Origin of the sequence: Pseudomonas sp. 06C 126, from assembly GCF_001855215.1 — a bacterium.
Lineage (GTDB): Bacteria > Pseudomonadota > Gammaproteobacteria > Pseudomonadales > Pseudomonadaceae > Aquipseudomonas > Aquipseudomonas proteolytica.
The window spans coordinates 86,250-105,531 of record NZ_MIFU01000075.1; the positions used below are offsets into that span (position 1 = coordinate 86,250).

14 protein-coding genes are annotated in these 19,282 nt (G+C 60.8%); all 14 read right to left on the bottom strand.

The genetic code is table 11. The features are described 5' to 3' along the window. Window positions 1-76: 76 nt before the first annotated feature. Window positions 77-2,644, bottom strand: a complete 2,568-nt coding sequence (locus BHC62_RS09625; protein WP_083335427.1) for a fimbria/pilus outer membrane usher protein — start codon at window positions 2,642-2,644, stop codon at window positions 77-79. Window positions 2,645-2,733: 89 nt separating this feature from the next. Beyond that, complete coding sequence (locus tag BHC62_RS09630) at window positions 2,734-3,480, bottom strand: molecular chaperone (RefSeq protein ID WP_029291681.1); 747 nt, start codon at window positions 3,478-3,480, stop codon at window positions 2,734-2,736. A gap of 74 nt (window positions 3,481-3,554) precedes the next feature. Beyond that, the gene (locus BHC62_RS09635; protein ID WP_070994850.1) at window positions 3,555-4,160 is read right to left on the bottom strand and encodes a fimbrial protein; all 606 of its coding nucleotides are present in this window, start codon (window positions 4,158-4,160) and stop codon (window positions 3,555-3,557) included. Between the two features lie 146 nt (window positions 4,161-4,306). Continuing rightward, a complete protein-coding gene (locus tag BHC62_RS09640; RefSeq protein ID WP_029291685.1) occupies window positions 4,307-4,954 on the bottom strand; it encodes a response regulator in 648 nt (215 codons plus the stop codon). Between the two features lie 40 nt (window positions 4,955-4,994). Beyond that, window positions 4,995-8,177 (bottom strand): hybrid sensor histidine kinase/response regulator, encoded by a 3,183-nt coding sequence (locus BHC62_RS09645; RefSeq protein WP_070994851.1) that lies wholly within the window; start codon window positions 8,175-8,177, stop codon window positions 4,995-4,997. An 82-nt stretch (window positions 8,178-8,259) separates the two neighbouring features. After that, the gene (locus BHC62_RS09650; RefSeq protein WP_029291689.1) at window positions 8,260-9,453 is read right to left on the bottom strand and encodes an EAL domain-containing protein; all 1,194 of its coding nucleotides are present in this window, start codon (window positions 9,451-9,453) and stop codon (window positions 8,260-8,262) included. Further along, the gene (locus BHC62_RS09655) at window positions 9,440-12,250 is read right to left on the bottom strand and encodes an ATP-binding protein (protein ID WP_070994852.1); all 2,811 of its coding nucleotides are present in this window, start codon (window positions 12,248-12,250) and stop codon (window positions 9,440-9,442) included. The genes BHC62_RS09650 and BHC62_RS09655 overlap by 14 nt, the downstream gene beginning before the upstream one ends. Window positions 12,251-12,314: 64 nt before the next feature. Then, entirely contained in the window at window positions 12,315-13,301 is a 987-nt protein-coding gene (locus BHC62_RS09660) for a fimbrial protein (protein WP_070994853.1), read from the bottom strand. Window positions 13,302-13,324: 23 nt separating this feature from the next. Further along, entirely contained in the window at window positions 13,325-14,050 is a 726-nt protein-coding gene (locus BHC62_RS09665) for a molecular chaperone (protein ID WP_070994854.1), read from the bottom strand. A 132-nt stretch (window positions 14,051-14,182) separates the two neighbouring features. Next, window positions 14,183-14,989: a 2-oxo-tetronate isomerase gene (gene otnI / locus BHC62_RS09670; protein WP_070994855.1), complete on the bottom strand. Its 807-nt coding sequence runs from the start codon at window positions 14,987-14,989 to the stop codon at window positions 14,183-14,185. A 39-nt stretch (window positions 14,990-15,028) separates the two neighbouring features. Then, a complete protein-coding gene (locus BHC62_RS09675) occupies window positions 15,029-15,667 on the bottom strand; it encodes an aldolase (RefSeq protein WP_070994856.1) in 639 nt (212 codons plus the stop codon). Further along, window positions 15,664-16,956 (bottom strand): 3-oxo-tetronate kinase, encoded by a 1,293-nt coding sequence (gene otnK, locus BHC62_RS09680; protein WP_070994857.1) that lies wholly within the window; start codon window positions 16,954-16,956, stop codon window positions 15,664-15,666. Before otnK ends, BHC62_RS09675 begins: the two co-directional genes overlap by 4 nt. 19 nt (window positions 16,957-16,975) lie before the next feature. Next, window positions 16,976-17,950, bottom strand: a complete 975-nt coding sequence (gene denD, locus BHC62_RS09685; protein WP_070994858.1) for a D-erythronate dehydrogenase — start codon at window positions 17,948-17,950, stop codon at window positions 16,976-16,978. Between the two features lie 15 nt (window positions 17,951-17,965). Next, entirely contained in the window at window positions 17,966-19,276 is a 1,311-nt protein-coding gene (locus tag BHC62_RS09690; RefSeq protein ID WP_070994859.1) for an MFS transporter, read from the bottom strand. Window positions 19,277-19,282: the final 6 nt, after the last annotated feature.

Sequence of the window (19,282 nt, forward strand, 5' to 3'; positions counted from 1 at the left end):
GTGGCGAAGCCGCCCCAATAGCTTCACCCAGTTCTGCCACAGCGTTCCCATTTAACCATGAGCCAAAAGCTGCTTTTTAAAGACCTTGAACGCTGTGACACACCAACGCCTGGCGCTCGTAGTTCAGCGCCTTGTTTTGTGCACGCAGCGCATACGGCGCAGTACATTGCTGGTCACCCCACTTGATCGTCAGGCTGCCTTGGTCCTCTTCGACCAGTACCAAGGCATTGCCGCTGGGATCGGCGATGGCCAGCTGCTTGCCGCTGGCGTCTTCCAGTGAGGCGCCGAACGCCATGCGCTGGTGCTGCGCATCAAACAGCTCAAACAGCACGCGCCGCCCGGTTTTGCCGCTGTAGCGGGCCAATACCACCGCACCGCGGCGCGGTACTAACTGCTGCGTGGCCTGGGTGATTTCAACATCGCCGCCCAGGTCGCGGGTGTCGAGGCTGATCCAGTTCACCCGATAAGGCTGTGCCGAGGGCACCACGGCATAGCCGTTGCGCCCGGTTTCAACCCCGCTGTAGCTGCTGACTTTAGCCCCGCTGATACCCGGCACCTGAACCAAGGCAAAGGTTTCGCTGACGGTCTGCCCCAGGTTGATGCCACCGGCGTGCGCCACCACTGAGCCGGCAACGTTAAGGTTTTGTGCGTCGTACCCACGGCCCTGGCTATACCCCAGGCTGATATCGGCCATGGATGTGCGGCTATTGATGTTGGCCGATCCCGATTGGCCACCCGTTCGGCTATGCCCGGCCTGGACCGAATAGAACACATCGCTGGTATCGGCCACATAACCGTTGATACCCGCCTGGGTGCTGGTATCGCCTTGCTGGGTGCTGGTGGTGACGAATGCACGCGGCGCCCGGGGCTGGCTGCCCAAGGGGAACGAAAAGGACAGGTTGAGCTGCGTGTCGGAGTCCGGTGCGCCCCAACTGGCAATCTGTTTGGTGCGTGTCACCCCCAGGTTGTAGCTCAGGTCGCCCCAGTTGTTGTTGTACCCCGCCGAAAAGCTCTGGGAGCCGCCACGGTTCCAATAGCGCTGGTCGGTGGCGTTCAAGTAAAGGCTGCCGAACTCGCGGTTGCGCCCGATGCTTTGGTTGATCGTCAGGTCGGTGCGGGTTTTCGAGTTGCCCGTACGCTTGACGGCACCTTCACTGGTGTCCTCGACGTGGTCGGTCAGGGTGCGGTAGCCCTCGGTCGAGTAACGATAGGCGGCCAGGGTGAAGTTGGTGTCGGTGCCGGCAAAGGTCTTGGCATACAACGCACGCACGCTGTTGCCCTGGGTCGTTTGCCCTTGGGCGGCGCTTGAGGAGTGAGTGACGTCCATCGACACCGCGCCCAGCGACGTGTTTTTGCCAACCCCCAGGGAGAGTGCCTTGTAGTCTTCGCTCACTTGCAGGCCGACAATCGCGCTGAGGTTACTGGTGAGACCGTAGGCAAGGGTGCTGCTGACAAATTGCGGGCTCGCCAAGCCGTCAGCATTGCTGCTGAATTTACCGGCTGAAACGCTGTATTTGACCTGGCCTTCACGCACCATGATCGGCAGGCTGGAGAACGCCTGGGTGGTCACGCGCCGACGGCCGTCGGCCTCGATGATGGTGATTTCCAGGTCGCCGTTCGAGCCGCTGGGGTAGATATCGTTGATCTCGAAAGGCCCGGGCGCGACGTTGGCGGTGTAGAGGATGTAGTCGTTCTGGCGGATTTCTACCGTGGCGTTGGTCTGTGCCACGCCACGAATCACCGGTGCATAACCGCGCTCGCTGTCGGCGCGCATGCCTTCGTCGGACGCCAGTTTCACGCCGCGGTAACGCACGCTGTCGAACAGGTCGGTATCGGAAAAAATCTCCCCGGCACTGAACTGGCCCTTGAGCGTCGTCACGTCATGCTGCACATAGCTGCGGTTGCTGGTGAAGTTGCTCGGCCGCCCCGTGCCGTTGCTCAGGTTCGATTCGTTACGCAAACGCCATGCGCCCAGGTTGATGCCGTTGCGCAGCCCCAAGTTGTTGTTGATGCGGGTTTCATAGTCGCCAGCGGTGCGGCTGCTATTGAGTTGATAGTTGATAAACGCTGCGGGCACGCCATCGTCCCATAACTGGGGGTCGACATAACCGCGCATGCCCCGTTGCATCGCAACCTGTGGAATGCTCGCCGCCAGGCGTAGGCGACTGGCGTCATAGCGCAGGGTGGCCTGGTCGATCAGCGTCGGTAGGTCGTAGCAATCCTGGGGTTGGCTGGCGTCGAGCTTGCCTTGGGCTTGCAAGAGGGTCAGGTCGATCCCCAGTTGCTTGAGCAAGTCCAGGGTCAGGCACGGATCGACCCGGCCGGTCTGCGGGTTGCGCTTGAAGTCGATGTCGCGACGGCCCACCAGGACCTCATTGCTATACAGGTCGACTCGGTAGTTACCGGGCAGCACGCTGTTGGCCGACAGCAGTTGCTGCAGGTCTACCGACGATTGAGCGCCCTGCAAAAAGGTGGTGTTGAACACTTCCAGGGACGGCTCATCGGCAACGGCCCAAACGGGCGAGCCGGCAAGAATGGCCAATGACAGCGTACTCAACTTCAGAGATGTGCACGTTGTAGACACGCGTGAAGTGCGCTCGCTTGATATGTAATGATTGGGCCTGCTGCCTAAAATAAAAAACATGCAAAGAACCTATATCATCCCTGTTTATCGGACAGGCGAGGCACGCGAGTACGCACTCGAATCGAACCTGGAGGGTTTAAGGGAAACGCTTATTGCCGGGTGCGCGCCTCAGTGGCCTTGGCCGTCAGGCGCGTGGAAAGTTGTGCGGTGTATTTATCTTGTGCGCCATAGTCGTTAATGCTGGAAAAAGACAACTGCACTGTTTCGTAACCACCGAGTTGTTTAACGCTGAACTGTTTTTCGGCGCCCGGGGCAATCATTGTCGAATCGGCAGCCAGTTCCGTTTGTTGCCCGGCCTGAAGTTTTATATCGGCCATGGACACGTGATACAGCGTCGGGTTTTTTACGCTCAGCCACGACTCGGCGCCACGCTTTTGCAGTTGCCATTCCAGTTGCGCCGGCGCCGACAGGGCGCTACCTGGCAAACCGGCTGGCCGGAAAAATATCTTGATGCGCTGGCGTACCGCCAGTTGCAACGTGTTGTCGGAGGCGGCGGCCTGCGGGATCTCTTGCACATTGAGCCAGATCACGGATTCACGATCCGCCGGCATACCGCTGCCCTGGTAAAGAATGCGCAGCAATTGCTGCTCCTTGGCAAATATCCGTGCCAGTGGCGGGGTCACGGCGAACGGTGCAGCACTGGCTTGCGCATCGCTGGTATCGACCCAGGATTGAATCAATACATCCTGGTTACCGTTGCGCACGGTGATATTGGCTTCTTTGTGCTCGCCATCGAAGACGATACGCGTGGCACTCAATGAAATGCTGGCGCCAGCCTGGGTCGCCATCAGCAGGGTCAACAACCCCAGGCCTGCGGCAATGGAACGAGGCAACATGATGTCTACCGTTTATGGGTCGGATAAATGGCGAGGCCCTGGGGCCTCGCGCGTGGCATTTACAGCCTGGGGGGTTATTCGTATTGCAGGATGAACGGCAGGGTGGCGTCACCACGACCCGCGGTGGAGGCGCCGGCTGCACCGGTGGTGACGTAGGCTGCGGCAAAGCTCAAGGTTGCATCGCCACCTTCGGTGCCTTGGCCGTGCATGCTGCTTTCGATGCGGGCGCTGGCCGGGGAGCTGAGGTCGATCAGTGCGCCTTTGCTGTCGAGCAGGGCGATGCCGACGTTGCTTGCGCTGCCGTTGCCCGGGGTCAGGGCGAGGACTTTCTTGCCGGTGACCAGGCCCGAGCCGCCGCTGTTGGCGTCAAAGATCATGGCCACTTTGGTGCCCAGGTTGCAGTTCACGTTGAGGTTGAAGTCTTTGGCTGTCACACGGCCCGAGGCCGGGTTTTCAGCGGTGCCCATGTCTTTGATCGATACCGAGCCCATGTCCACCGAGATCACGCGATCGGAGTTGGCGCCGTCGACCGAGCACGCGTCGTTGTTGATCACACCGGTGAAAGTGATTTTGCCGCTGCCACCCAGGGTCGGGGTCGGCGCAACGGGATCTTCGGCAAATGCACTGCTGCTGGCGGCAATAACTGACACAGCGATAAGGGCCAGGGAAAACTTCTTCATGATGATGTCCGTTAGTGTTGGTTGTAGAGAGGGTTGAAACTGCCAACGAACAATAGTGATTTTAGGCCTTAGAGAGAATAAGACGATTCTTATAAAGCACTGCAAGGCAAGTTAGTTAAGGAGAAGATTAGTTGATAAGGCACGGATTAGTTGAAGATATTTTGCGCCAGGCAATAAGCCAACAAGTCTTGGTCACTACTGACTTCAAGTTTGCGCATGGCCGAAATCTTTTGCGCACTGATAGTCTTTGAACTTCTATTCTGGCTGCGCGCTATATCACTGACACTTTTGCCTGAAATAAACAAACGCAGTATCTCGAATTCCTTCGGCGACAGGGTCGAGAAACGCGCATCGATAGCCGTCATCGACTCGACCACCGAAGTCTTGGCGGGCTCCAGGCTGCGATACAGCGCCTGCTGCACAATAGACTTGAGGGCTACCTGGATTTCGGTGTGCAACTGGCTTTTCTGGATGACGCCCACCACGCCCATCTCTTGCAGACGGGTCAGGATCAGATGATTGGAGATCATGGTCAGGATCAGAATCTGCACCTGGGGGAAATGCCGCTTAAGGTATTCCACCAGTTTCAAACCATCGCCGTAGGGTGAATCGCCGGGCATGTTGTAATCGGTAATCACGATGTCGATAGGCTGCTGTTCAAGCAGCCCGATGAGGCCTGCCGAACAGATCGCTTCGCCCACTACTTGAAAGCGCGCGTCTCGCTCGACGAGTTCTCGCACGCCCAAAAGCACGATGGGGTGATCATCCGCAATAACCACAGTGAAGGTTTTCATAAGGGTTGCCCGTAATGCTGGTTCAGTGAGTGAGGAGGGCTCATGGCTGCACGCTGAGCAAGGCTGAAAGCCTACTGCTGACCTGGTTTATGCGCATTTCCAGCGCGGGATTGAGCCGGCCGCTGGCCAACTGGCTTTCCAGTTCGACACACGCCTGGGCCAGGTCCAGCGCCTGCACCGCGCCCAAGGCCCCGGCCACCGAGTGCAAGGTTTCGGCCAGGCGCCGGCAATCGCGTTGCTCCAGTGCGGCGCTGATGCGCTGCAGATCGTGCTGTACGCTGCTGACAAACAGTGGGCGCATTTTTTCTGACATCTGCACCGTGTCGATCACCGCCGGCAAGACGCGTACCGTCGGCCGGCACAGCTTGATCAGTTGCGCGCGCAGGGTTTGCAGGCTCAAGGGCTTGACCAGCCACGCATTCATCCCGACTGCCAGGCAACGCATGCCTTCTTCGCGCATGGCATTGGCGGTGACGCCGATGATCGGTAATTGCGGGTCATGTTCCCTGAGGGTGCGGGCCAGTTCGTAGCCATTCATCAAGGGCATGTTGACGTCGGTCAGCACCAGGTCGAAGGCCTGGGGTTGCCACAGGTGCATGGCCTGCTCGCCATTGTCTGCCAAGGTAACCGTACAGCCCAGCGCTTCCAGTTGCTCCTGGATGATGGCCTGGTTTACCGGGTTGTCCTCGGCCACCAGAATGCGCAGTTGCAACTGCCCGGCGCTCTGTTGTTCGGCGTGCTGTACGGCCACCTGCTTACCCTGCTGCGCCAGCGAGACCACCGACGCAATGGCACGCACATCATGCATATCCACTTCCCAGCCCTGGGCCGTATACAGCGGTGGGCTGTGTGCACCCGGCACACACAAGACGCGCGGCCCGGCCCAGGACAATCGCGGCCCGGCGGGCAACATGTCGACCAGTACCGCCTGCGCATTCTGTGAGGCCAGGGGCAGCGTTGCCACCGAGGCCTGGATACCCAGGCGCCCGAGCCAGTCGCACAGCGCTTCGGCCAACTCGCGCACCGGCGCCTGTACATAGACCGGCGTCGCGCTCGGCTCAAGAAGGGGAAGTCCGGGCAACTCGCCACGGCCTATCGGCAAGCTCATTTTCAAGGTGAAACTGCTACCCAGGCCGGGCTCGCTGACGACCTTGATCTGGCCATCCATCATTTCGGCGAGCCAGCGGCATATCGGCAGGCCCAGCCCGGCACCGCCTTGGCCAGCGGTGTCTGGTGCCTGGTAGAACAAGTCGAACAGCTTGGCTTGCTGCGCCTGGCTGATGCCCACGCCAGAGTCGGTCACTTGCCACTCCAGGTCCACCTTATCGGCCCCCCGGCGAAGCGCCCGGGCCCGAATCACCACGCGTCCTATGTCAGTAAATTTGAGCGCATTGCTCACCAGGTTGTTGAGGATCTGGCGGATCCGCATCGGGTCGCCGACCACACAGTCGGGCAACTGCGCATCAATGCAGCCATACAGTTGCAGGCCCTTGCGCTGGGCGAAGGCGGCGTAGGTGTGCAAGGTGTCTTCGAGCATGTCCAGGGGGCAAAACTCGATGGACTCGATTGCCATCTGCCCGGATTCGATTTTCGATACGTCGAGCACATCACTGATCAGTTGGAACAACGTGGCAGATGAGCGTTGGATGGTGTGCAGGTAGGTTTTCTGGCGCGGGTCCAGGGTCGTCAACCCGAGCAATTCCAGGGTGCCGAGCACGCCGTACAAAGGTGTGCGGATTTCATGGCTCATGGTTGCCAGGAACAGCGTCTTGGCTTCATTGGCCGCATCGGCGGCGCGCCGGGCATCTTCCAGGGCCAGGGCGTCTTCAATATGCCGGGTCACGTCGTTGAACGCATAAAGCCGCACATCCTGGCCTTGATAACGGGTCGACACGAAACCGACCTGCAGGTGCCGGCCTTCGATTTCCAGGTGGGTTTCGCCACTGTCGGCGCTGTCCTGGAAGCGGCTGAGGGCCGCCACCAACCTGGCGGTGCCCGGCCATTGTTGGGCGCGCTGGTTCTCGATCAGCACCTGGCCGTCCGCGCGGCCCACCACACACAGGCCGGTAGGCGCGGTGTCGATAATCACCCGACTGAATGCCACGCTTTCGGCAATCCGCTCATGGGCCTGGCGCGCCGGACGGATCACTTGCTTGCGGTACCAGCGGCTGCCGGCCCAGACAATCGCCAGTACGGCACACAGAAACAGCACCAGGCTGGTCAGTGGCCACAGGGCATAGCGGAAAAAATGCTTGTAACTGATCCCGTAGATTGCAGTCCACTGCGACTGGGCGTCGTGGGTGATTTTGAACTCCAGCCCATCGGCGCGAATATTCAGCCCTTCACCCAAGGCAGAGGCGGGGACCTGGGGCCCCGTCAGCGTCTGCCCGGCGGGGGAGATCAGGGTGAATCGATCGTAGATGGACGACTCCATGGTGCGTTCCACATCGTTGACGTGTGCCATATCCAGCAGCGTGGCAACCATCACCTGGTTAGTGCCTTGACCCGCGCGCAAAACCTGAGGGTTCAGGGGGATGCCGATATACGCCAACAACTGCGGAGCCCCGGAGGCCTTCCCGGTTGGGGTATAGGTTTCCCAGTAAAGTCTGTCGTCTACCCGGGGCAGTTGCTCGAGCCTTTGCTGCACCGCGTCGGCCTGTTCGGCCGTGGGGCCGTTGAACGGGGTTTTGCCGCCACGCTGGTAGCCGACCGCAGGCACCGCAATGTGGTAATTGACCAGGCGGTTGAGGATAAAGACGTGGGGCGATGCGTAGGGCGACGATGACCAGTACGCGCTGTAGTAACTGGCCAGATGCACCCCCAGGGCAAAGATCTTCTGCTGCTCGCCAGGCGTGACCCGTTGCGCCTCGAACTGTGCACTGAAGGGCACCGAAAAGGCGAACTCACGACCTTCATAGCGGGTGTTGTGCATGTCCAGGCGATGGCTCTGGAGGCTGGCCTGGGTGTTCTTGTCGCTGATCAAGTCCCGTTGGATCGCCGGCTGCGCCAGGGTCCGGAGGAAGGTTTCCTGTTCCTGGATATTTTCCATCAGCCGGGCAAAATGAAACCCCACCGCAGCGTGCTGCTCATCGATGATCCGCTGCAACGCCCAGTAACTGGTGCCTGCCAGCAACAACGCGACGCCGAGCACGCCCATCAGCCCTTTGTTCAAGCGCAGTGAGCTGCGGGTGAATGCTTCCAGGATCGCGTTGTTGTGCTTCATTGATGGTTTTCGCAGGCGGCTGAGAAATCGGCGCTGGATGGAGTTTACTCCTTATACAGGTTAGACAAATCCGAGCCGGGGGCTAATGAGATGTCGCTGGGCCATCATTGTTCAACAGTTGCTGAAATTGTTCTGAGGAGACCGCGTGGGAGATCAGAAAACCCTGCACCTGGGTGCAGTCGATTTTGCGTAGCAACGCCAGTTGCTGGGGCGTCTCCACACCTTCGGCCACCACCGTCAGCCCGAGCTTGCGGCCCAGTGCGATGATACTCGCCAGGGCCGAGGTCATGCCTTCGTTGTCATGGCAGCCCTGTACCAGCGCCTGGTCGATCTTGAGCTCGGTAAACGGGGTCGAGACCAGGTTCAGGTAAGAGCTGTAGCCCTTGCCGAAATCGTCCTGGGACAGGCCGAAACCCTTGATGCGCAGGCGGCAGGCGCCGGCGTAGAAGTTGCTGATGTCCTGGGGCACCGAGCATTCCATCAGCTCGAAGCAGATCATCCCCGGGATGCCTTGGTGGTCGAGGACGAACGCCAGCAGGCGGTCTGCCAAGTCATGGCTATTGAGCAGGTGGGTCGGCAAATTGATCGACACTGGAATCTCATACCCGCGCTGGCGCCAGCGTTCCTGGGCCAGGATCGCCTGTTTGAGCACCAGCCATAGCAGGCGTTCTTCCAGGTCGAAGGTCTTGATCGCCGGCAGAAACGCGGCGGGCAACATCACCCCTTGCTCGGGGTTCATCCACCGCACCAGCGCTTCAGCGGCGACAATCCGGCCGTTGGCCAAGGATTTTTTCGGTTGGAACCAGGCCTGGATCTGCCCGTTGCCCATGGCCTGGAGGAGTGTGTGCCGGTCAATCGCCGGCGGCGTGGCAGGCGCGGGTGAGGGGCTGCGGTCCTTGTGGTTGAGCTGGCTGACCAGGCTGCGCAAGGCGTCGGCTGCGACCGGCTTGGAAATCAGGCCGATGACTTTCACATCGAGATTTTTCGCCACCAGACTGGCCGCCATCAACATACGCCGGGAGGCGGCACTCATGATGGCCAGGGCAGGCTTGCAACGCAGGGTCGCCAGGCTCTGGATAAATTGCACACCGTCCATGCCCGGCATCAGCAGATCGGTCAGCACCAGGTCGAAATCACGCTGGCGCAAGCGCTCCAGTGCTTCGTTTCCATCCTGGGCGGACTCCAGCATGAAGTCGCCCAATTCATTGAGCAGGTTCTGCAGGTACAGGTGCTGCAGGGGATGGTCCTCGACGATCAAAATACTATAGGGCTTCATGGGGGATCCGTGTGTAGGGCTCCAGGTAGTTGAAGAGGGCCCGCAACGCAAAGGGTTTGACCAGGCAATGGTTCATTCCGGCGGCCAGGCACAGGTCTGCCTCGCCGCGCATGGCGTTGGCGGTTGCGCCGATGATGGGCAGCGCGCAACCTTGGCTGCGCAACTCCCTGGCTAATTCATAGCCGTTGACTCTGGGCATATTCACATCCGTCAGTACCACATCGAAGTGTGAGGCCTTGCACAACTGCAGCGCTTCATGACCATCGCAGGCCAACTCCACGGTGCACCCAAGTTCCTCAAGCTGGTCACGCAAAATCAGTTGATTGATAACGTTGTCCTCAGCCACCAGCACATGCAGGTCGAGCTTGCGCAACTCACGCTTTTGCACCTGCTCGTCGACCCGGGCGACCCACAATCCCTGGGCCTGGCTGACCGCCTGGTGAATGGCGCTCAACTGGTTGAGGTTGGCATGCCACACGCCGGTCTCGGCATGCTGGCCATTGCTGCTGTTGCCACTGACCAGGATCACCGGCCCCGGCCAGTCGGGCACCAGGGGCTGTTCGATAGTGCCGGGATGCAGCTCCAGCAGCAGTTGCCCGTCGGGGTGGGTGGGCTGGCCGGTCTGGGCCCGGGCGCCCCAGCGACGCAGCCAACCGCTGATCGATTGAGCGAGTTCGGGAATGGGCGAAACCACGTAGACAGTCTCGGCGAGCAAGCTGCTCATGGGCGCGCAGGGCGCCACTTCGAGCGGTAGGGTGAGGCTGAAACTGCTGCCCAGGCCCAGTTCGCTGACCATGCGGATATGCCCATTCATCAATTGCGTCAGGCGCTGGCAAATCGGCAAGCCGAGCCCGGTACCGGCGACGACGTTGGTGTTGCCTTCGCTTTGATAGAACGGCTCGAAAATCATCGCCTGGTCTTCCTGGGCAATGCCTTTGCCGGTGTCGGACACTTGCCACAACACACTGGAGCGCTCGTCGTCGCGGTCAAGCAACTTGACGCGCAGCACCACGCGCCCGTAGTCGGTGAACTTCACCGCGTTGCTCAACAGGTTGTTGAGGATCTGCCGCAGGCGGGTAACATCGCCCATCAGCCGCTCGGGTAACTTGGGGTCAAAGCAGGCGTACAGCTGCAACCCCTTGCCCATTGCGGCCGCCGCGTAGCCCTGGATGATTTCATTGACCAGGTCCAGGGGCGAGAACTCGCTCAGTTCCAGTGCCAATTGCCCGGCCTCGATCTTCGATACATCCAGCACATCGCAGATCAGTTGCAGCAAGGTGGCCGAAGACCCCTCTATGGCATGCAGATAGTCTTTTTGCTGGGCATCGAGCTGGGTGCGGGCCAACAGTTCCAGGGTGCCCAGCACGCCGTACAGCGGTGTACGGATTTCGTGACTCATGGTCGCCAGGAACAGGGTTTTCGCGGCATTCGCAGCGTCGGCCGATTGCCGGGCTTCTTCCAGGGCCGCTTCCACCTGCTTGCGCGCGCTGATGTCGCTGAATGCGCAAAACAGCACATCCTCGCCTCTATAGCGGGTGGGTGCACTGCTGAGGTAAAGGTGGCGGCCGTCGAGGGTCTCGAAGTAGTCACAGTGCCCGGAGGGCTCACCATCGAATGCCTGGCGGATCCAGCCGGCGCAGAGGGTTTCACGCTCCAGGCCGGTGCCCAGCCACTGCTGGGCCAGGGTGTTTTCCAGTACCACCTGGCCGTCGGTGCGCCGCAGCACACACAGGGCCACCGGCGCGGTCTGGATCACATCGCGCCCGAAGGCTTCGCTTTCAATCAGCGCCTGGATGCCATTGATTGACGGGATGATGAAGCGTTGATTGACCCGGCGCATCACCAGCCAGATCAGCGTGACGCTGAACAGGCAAAACACCAGCGACCCGAGCAGCTCGCGCCACAACCCCCGCACCACATCGCGCAGGTTGATCGTGTACATCAGTTGCCAGTCCGACGATTTCAGTTGCTTGCGAATCACCAGGTGATCCGGCACCAGGCCATCGCCGACAAACCCGAAAAAATTCTCGCCCTTGGGCTTGAGCAGGGACTGGTCCAGCCTTGGGTCATGGCTATTGGTAAATACCAGCATGCCTTGGGAGTTGAGCATCATGAACTCGCCCGCGCTCTGGTCATTGAGGGTTGTGGAGACTTCCTGGCTTTCCATCTCCAGGCCCAGCCAGCCGGAGTCGGGATCGCGTTCATCCAGCAAAATGAACAGGTAGAGGTGGGAGTGCCCCTCGGTTTGGTCGCTGAGCCAGAGTTCGCCGGGGTCCAGTGGGTTGTGTTGCTTCAACGCCCGGAGGCGGTTGAGCATGCACTTGGAAAACGGCAGTACCTGCGGCGTCGAGTCATAGAGCCGGGTCAGTTGCGGATCGGGGCCGGCGGTCACGTAGAGCAGGTTGACCTGCTTGGTCTTCAGGTAACTGCGCATGCGCGAAGTCAGCCAGATGCTCCACTGATGGCCTGGGGCATTGCCCAGTTGCAGGCGCTGCTCTTCGCTGGAGGCCGGGTAAGCCTGGGCCTTGGCCTGGGTGGATTTGCGTACCGCTGACAGGCTCAGGCTTTCGAGCAGTGCTTCACGGGTGGTGAAGAAGGTATGAGCCTCGGCAATGGCGCTACTCATATAGCCACGCCGCTGGGAGATGTCATTGTTGAAGGTGGACAGCAGGAACGTGTAGACACCGCTCAAGATGCCGACCAATAACACGGCGGCGAAAAGACGAAGCAGCCTTCTGGCTGCTTCGGGGCGGGAAAGGACGGGATTGATCTGCAGCAGATAACTTTTAAATCGCATCGGCGGATTTTAATCGGCCACCCAGCGCCTGGGCATAAGACGATCCTTAAAAGCAGCCACGTATCTATTTGTAGAACATGTCGACCACGACCGCCGCATCGAACGCGCCGGGAACGGGCAGGGTGCGCCACTTCAGGTCCGCCCTGAAGTCCTGGCGGGTGGTCTGGTTGGCCCCCTTCATCTGGGCCAGGGGGAACCACTCATTGAAGGGCAGGTTCTGGTTCGTATAGTCCCAGGACAACGCGATGCCCACGGAACTGTTGTTGGTGGGCACCAACAAGCCATTGACCACGTTCCCGCCGCCCGGGGTGGTGGCGAAGCGCGCGCTCACCGTATACGGGGTATCGCAGGCTTTGCGCAGGCTCAAGCTGAAGGCTGCGGTGCTGGCCACTTCACCGATCTGCGCCTTGCGCGAGGGCTTGGGGAAGCTCACCACATTGGGCGTGATCGTCAGGTCGGGCGTGCAGGGCACGAAGCGTATGTCGTTCACGCCGGTGACGATGTAGTTGAGGTTGCTGTTGGGGCGGTTATTGAGACCGGTAATACCGTCCAGTTGAAACACCCGGTATTGCGACAGGGTACTGGCCTGGCCGTTTTGTGGGGTGGTACCAAACTTCTCGATAAATACGCTGAAGTTGAGGGTGAACCGGGCCTTGTCCCAACCCACGCAACTTGACAGGGTGCAACCGCGGTCGGAGTAGAACCCAGTACCGTACTTGCCGCTGCTTTGGGTGATGGGCACCGAGTTATAGCGAATCCCGGCGCGAATACCCTGGCCGATGCTGACGCTTGCGGGGTTCAAGTAGAAATACACTTCCTCGCGCCCATGCAAGTAGTCGTCTGCGCAGATCACATTGACCGAGCGAGGGCCGGACTCCCAGATAATCGTGCCATCTGGCGCATCGGCCGCCACGGCCAATGCGGTGCCCAGGGGAGCGGTGTCGGCGATCGAGCCGCTACCGTCCACCCGGCAGGCCAGCGCGTAGCTGGTAGCGGGGAGGGCGGCGCAGGCAAACAGGGTGGCCACGAGCAGGTATTTAAGAGGTGACATAGGTCGGTATTCCCCGCGATCCATCACTTGAGGCCCGCGCGATGGCGGGCCTGCAAGCCGATATCGGTGATTTCGGTAAAGTTGATTTGGCTCCCGGCGCTGATGGGAGCCTTGGTGCTGAAGACCTTGCGTTCCCCGGGCTTGAGCAATACGTAGTCCTCCAACGCCTGAACCTGGCCGCCGGAATCGCTCTGCACATCCACCAGGGACAGATGAAACGCACTGGGATTGGTGACGGTTACCGATTGCGCATCGGTGCGGCTCCACACCAATTGCTGCACGGCCTCGGACGAACTTCCTGCAAGCCCTGGCGGGCGATAGAACAGCTTGAGACGCTGGCGCACGGCAAATTGCACACTGTCGGCGGTCTCCGGTTTCAGCGGGATTTCCATGACGTTGAGCAGGAACATCGACTCCACGTCGCCGGGCAAGCCCTCGCCGGCGTACAGAATGCGCAGCAGGTGATGCTGTTGAGCATCCAGGCGAACCAGCGGCTGGACCACGGCGAAGGGCACCGCCTGGGTTGCATCATCGTTGTCCCGAGTGACCCAGCTTTGCACCACCAATTCGCTGGGGGACTGATTGACGATATTGATGCTGGCTTCTTTGAATTGGCCAAAGTAGATCAGGCGCGTGCCTTCAATCTTGACCGCCGCCTGCGCGCAGGGCGCCAGGGCCAGCAGCGCTGCAACCAGCGCGCTGATCCAGAGCAAGGGACGGCACAATGGCCAGTGGTTGAGTGGTGACATGAGGGCCCGTAGCTTTCCTGGGTATGTTCGCAGTGGCTTCGGGGTGCATGGTAGGAGGTGGGGGCCGGGGATTCTCTCAGGCGATTCTTAAAAGCCCCAATCAGGTTCATGGGCCAGGTTAACGAACCGCTGTCAGCCTGGGCGGCCTTGAGTCGAACGCGCCTGCCAATCGCGCAGCCATTGCAAACCTTGGGATGTGTTGCCCCGTGGCCGGTATTCGCAACCCACCCAGCCGGTGTAGCCCAACTGGTCAATCAGCTCGAACAAATAGGGGTAGTTCAACTCGTTGTGCAGGTCCGGTTCGTGGCGATCCGGCACGCCCGCAATCTGGATATGGCCGATACCGGCGAAATCCCGGCGCAGCGTCGTCGCCACATCGCCTTCGACGATCTGGCAATGGTAGATATCGAATTGGACTTTCAGGTTGGCGTGGCCGACCGCTTTGCAGATGGCGTGCGCCTGATGCTGGTGGTTGAGGAAAAAGCCCGGGATGTCCCGGGTATTGATCGGTTCCAGCAGTACGGTGACGCCGATTTTGGCGGCCTGGGTCGCTGCGTAGTCGAGGTTCTCCAGGTAGGTCTGCTGGTGCCTGGCGCGATCGGCCTCGTCTGCCAGCAGCCCGGCCATTACGTGAATGCGGGCGTTGCCCAGGACGGCGGCATATTCCAGGGCCTGATCGAAACCTGCGCGAAACTCCGATTCGCGGCCGGGCAAGGATGCGGTGCCTTTTTCCCCTGCTGCGATATCGCCGGGCGGCGCGTTGAACAGGGCCTGGACCAAGCCATTGTCGTCAAGCCGCTGCTTGAGTTGCTGCGCGGGATAAGCGTAGGGGAACATGTATTCCACGGCCCGGAAACCATCACTAGCGGCGGCGGCAAAACGGTCGAGAAAATCATGTTCGGGGTAAAGCATACTGAGGTTGGCAGCGAAACGAGGCATGAAGACTCCTGCGGTGAAAAATCAATCGTATGGCCTGGGTTACCACTGAACCCCAAAGACCTCGTGCAACTCATCCAATGCCGACTGAGGCAGGGGAGTCGGTCGTGGCTGGTTCATCAACCACAGGCGTGCGGTTTCTTCCAGCTCTTCCAGGGCGTAGCTGGCCTTGGACACTGAGCTTTCCCAGATCACCGGCCCCAGGCGTTCAAGCATTACACCGCGCACCAGGTTAGCCAACTGCGCCACGCGCTCGGCGACCTTGGGGGAGCCGGGACGCTCATAGGCGATCTGCGGAATGCGCCCCACTTTCATCACTTGATAAGGCGTCAACGGCGGCAGGATCATATCCTCCTGCCAGACGCCGGCCAGGGTCAGCGCCACCAGGTGAGTGGAGTGGGTGTGGACCACGCCGCCAACCCCGGGGTTGCGATCGTAGACTTGACGGTGCAGCGCCAGCGTCTTGGAAGGCTTGTCACCGCTGACCCAGTCCCCGGCCAGGCTGACCTTGGCTATCGCCGCCGGGTCGAGGCGCCCCAGGCAGGCGTCCGTGGGGGTGATCAGCCAGCCGTCGTCCAACCGCGCACTGATGTTGCCGGCGCTGCCCACCGTGTAGCCACGGGTATACAACGAAGCGCCAACCTCACAGATCTCTTCACGCAGGGTGTTTTCGTTGCTCATGCCGGAACTCCTGCCAGTTGCTTTAGAGCCTTGTCGAAGAAGTCCACACCACCGAAATTGCCCGACTTGAGTGCCAATGCCAGCGGTTCCCCGGGCGTGCTGACGCAGGCGGGTACTCCAGGGTCGATTTGCGCGCCAATCTGCAATAGCTGGATATTCAGCGCCTGGACCACGGCGCCCGAGGTTTCCCCGCCGGCGACCACAAAGCGCCGTACGCCGGCCTCGCGCAGACCGCTGGCGATCCGCCCCATGGCTTGCTCGACCAAATGCCCAGCACGCTCGGCGCCCAACTCGCGCTGGACCGCCTTGACCTCATCGGCCGTGTTGGTGGCGTAGATCAGCACAGTTTGCGCATGGTCGGCAGCGAAGGCCAGCGCGTCCTCAACCACCGGCTTTCCCGCCGCCAACGCCAGCGGGTCGACCCGCATCGCCGGACGACCTGCCTGCAGCCAGTTCGCGATCTGGCCCAGGGTGGCCTGGGAAGCGCTGCCCGCAAGTACCACCGCCGCGCCTTGGACCACGGGCACGTGCGCGGCGTCCAGGTCGCGCAGCTTGCCGGCACGCCGGAAGTTGCCCGGCAGGCCCAGCGCCAACCCGGAACCGCCGGTGAGCAGCGGCAAGTCCGCACAGGCTTCGCCCAGTAGATAGAGATCGGTATCACACAGGGCGTCGGCGACAGCCATGCTGACACCGTCGGCGCGCAGTTGAGCAATGCGCGCGCGTATGCTCTCCACGCCGGCGGACACGCTGTCGTGGCGCAACAGGCCAACCTTGCCTTGGGTCTGCGCTTGCAGCACGCGAACCAGGTTTGCGTCTGTCATGGGTGTCAATGGGTGATGCTGCATGCCCGACTCGCTGAGCAATTGGTCCTGAACGAACAAATGCCCACGAAACACCGTGCGGCCGTTTTCCGGGAAGGCGGGGCAGGCAAGGGTGAAATCGCTGCCAAGGGCCTGCAGCAAGGCTTCGCTGACCTGGCCGATATTGCCGGCCGCCGTTGAGTCGAAGGTTGAACAGTATTTGAAGAATATCTGTTCACAGCCACGTTCACGCAGCCAGTGCAGCGCTTGGAGTGATTCCTCGACGGCATCGGCGGCCGGCACCGTGCGCGATTTCAGGGCGATGACAATCGCATCGGCATCGAGTTGGTCGGCAACATCGGCAGCGGGAATGCCGATGCTTTGCACCGTGCGCATGCCGCCACGTACCAGCATGTTGGCAAGGTCGGTGGCACCGGTGAAGTCGTCGGCGATGCAACCCAGCAGCGGCCGGGCAGGGGCATTCAACATGTCGAACTCCTCAGCGGGTTTAACCGGGCTGGTATTCATGGATGAACTGCTCGATCACATCGGTGAAACGCTCATCCGCGGTGAAGCCCAGGTCCCGGGAGTAGGTGGCACAAAACGCGCCCGGCCAGGAACCGACGATGCGCTCGATCGCCTGATTGGGTTCCAGGCGAATGCGTTCGGCCACTTGCGCGCCGGCTGTCTGGCGCAGGGCTTCGATCATGCGCTCTACCGTGATCGACAGGCCCGGCATGTTGATCACTCGGCCCTCCGTCAACTGCTCGCTACCCAGTTCGTGGCCATGGATCAGGTTGCGAATGGCCTGTGCAGGCGACATCAGCCAGAGCCGGGTGTCCAGTGGTACCGGGCAGACGCTGGTCTGGCCGCTGAGCGGTTCGCGGATGATACCGCTGGCGAAGCTGGAGGCTGCAAGGTTTGGCTTGCCCGGGCGCACGACGATGGTCGGCATGCGCAGGCTGCGACCGTCGACGAATGCACGCCGGCTGTAATCGGCGAGTAGCAGGTCGTTCATGGCTTTTTGTGTACCGTAGGAGCTTTGTGGCGCCCATACCTGGTTATCTGGCACCTGTTCCGGCAACTGCCCGCCGAACACCGCGACGGAGCTGGTCATCACCCATTTTGGGCATGTGCCAAGCTGGCGCACGCGCTCCAACATGTGCTGGGTCGCACTGAAGTTGATGCGCATGCCCAGTTCAAAATCGGCTTCGGCCTGGCTGGAAACCACCGCAGCCAGATGGAAAATGCTGTCGGTATTGGCATCGATCAAGCGCTCCAGCACATGGGCGTTGGCGATATCGCCACACACCACTTTTACCCGGGGGTCATTGATCCCCGTCAGTTCGACCATGTCGAACGCGACAATCTGCTCGATGGGCCGGGACTGGCCCGTGCGGTCGGTGAGCGAACCACGCAGCAGCAGCGCTTCGATCAGGCGGCGGCCAAGGAATCCGGCTGCACCGGTCACGAGAATATTCATGAGTTACTCCAAACGTCAGCGGTTGACGAGTTTTCCGGGAATTCTGAAGACCAGCAGGGCGCCGAGGAACAGTGCGCTTGCCATCACATACATGCCGATTGTGGTGCTGTGGGTCAGGTCCTTGAGGAAGCCCATCAGGTAGGGCGAAACGAAGCCCGCCAGGTTGCCCCAGGAGTTGATCAGGGCAATCCCGGCAGCCGCCGCCGTACCGCCAAGGAACGCAGTCGGCAGGCTCCAGAACAGCGGCAGGGTGCTCATGGCGCCCATCGAACCCAGGGTCAGGCCGATCATCGACACCGTGAAGTTGTCGCTCCAGGTCGCAGAGATGAACAGGCCGATGCCCCCGAGCACGGCGGTCAACGCCAGGTGCCAGCGCCGTTCGCGCAACCGGTCGGCACTGCGCGAAACCAGGATCATGGTCAGTGCAGCGGCGGCGTAAGGGATGGCGGTGAGCATGCCCACCTCGAACACATCGCTGACACCGGCCTGGCGGATAAGGGTCGGCAACCAGAAACCGACGGTGTAGAAACCGGCGATCATGCAGAAGTAGATGGCCGTCAACAGCCAGATACGCGGCTGCAGGAACACTTCTTTGAGGCTGTGTTTCTGGTGGCCGACGGCTTCTGCGTCAATGCGCGCCTGCAGCAGGGTTTTTTCTTCACGGGTGAGCCAGCCAGCGCTGGAGATACGGTCGCTGAGGCAGAAAACCACCAGGAAGCCGACAGCAATCGAGGGTAGCCCTTCGAGGAAAAACAACCATTGCCAGCCCGCATATCCATGAACCCCATTGAAGGCGCTCATGATCCAGCCGGACAACGGCGCGCCTATCAGCCCGGACAGCGGCACGGCGGTGGCGAACAGCGCGTACATCTTGCCGCGGCGGTGGGTCGGGAACCAGTAGGACAGATAGAGGATGACCCCCGGATAGAACCCGGCCTCGGCGATCCCGAGCAGGAAACGCATGATGTAGAAGGATGTCGGCGTCGTCACCAGGGCCATGGCCGAGGAGATGATGCCCCAGGTGATCATGATGCGTGCGATCCACAACCGCGCGCCGACGCGATGCAGGATCAGGTTGCTGGGCACCTCGACGAGGAAGTAGGCAATGAAGAAAATCCCTGCGCCGAGGCCATAGACGGCTTCGGAAAATTGCAGATCGTCTGACATCTGCAACTTGGCGAAACCGACGTTTACCCGATCCAGGTAGGCGACCAGGTAGCACAGCAACAACAGCGGCATGATCCGCCACGCCACTTTGCGATACGCCAGGTTCTCGAAGCGATCTGCGGGTACGACGGCACTGGTTTGAATCACTGATTCAGTCATGTGTTT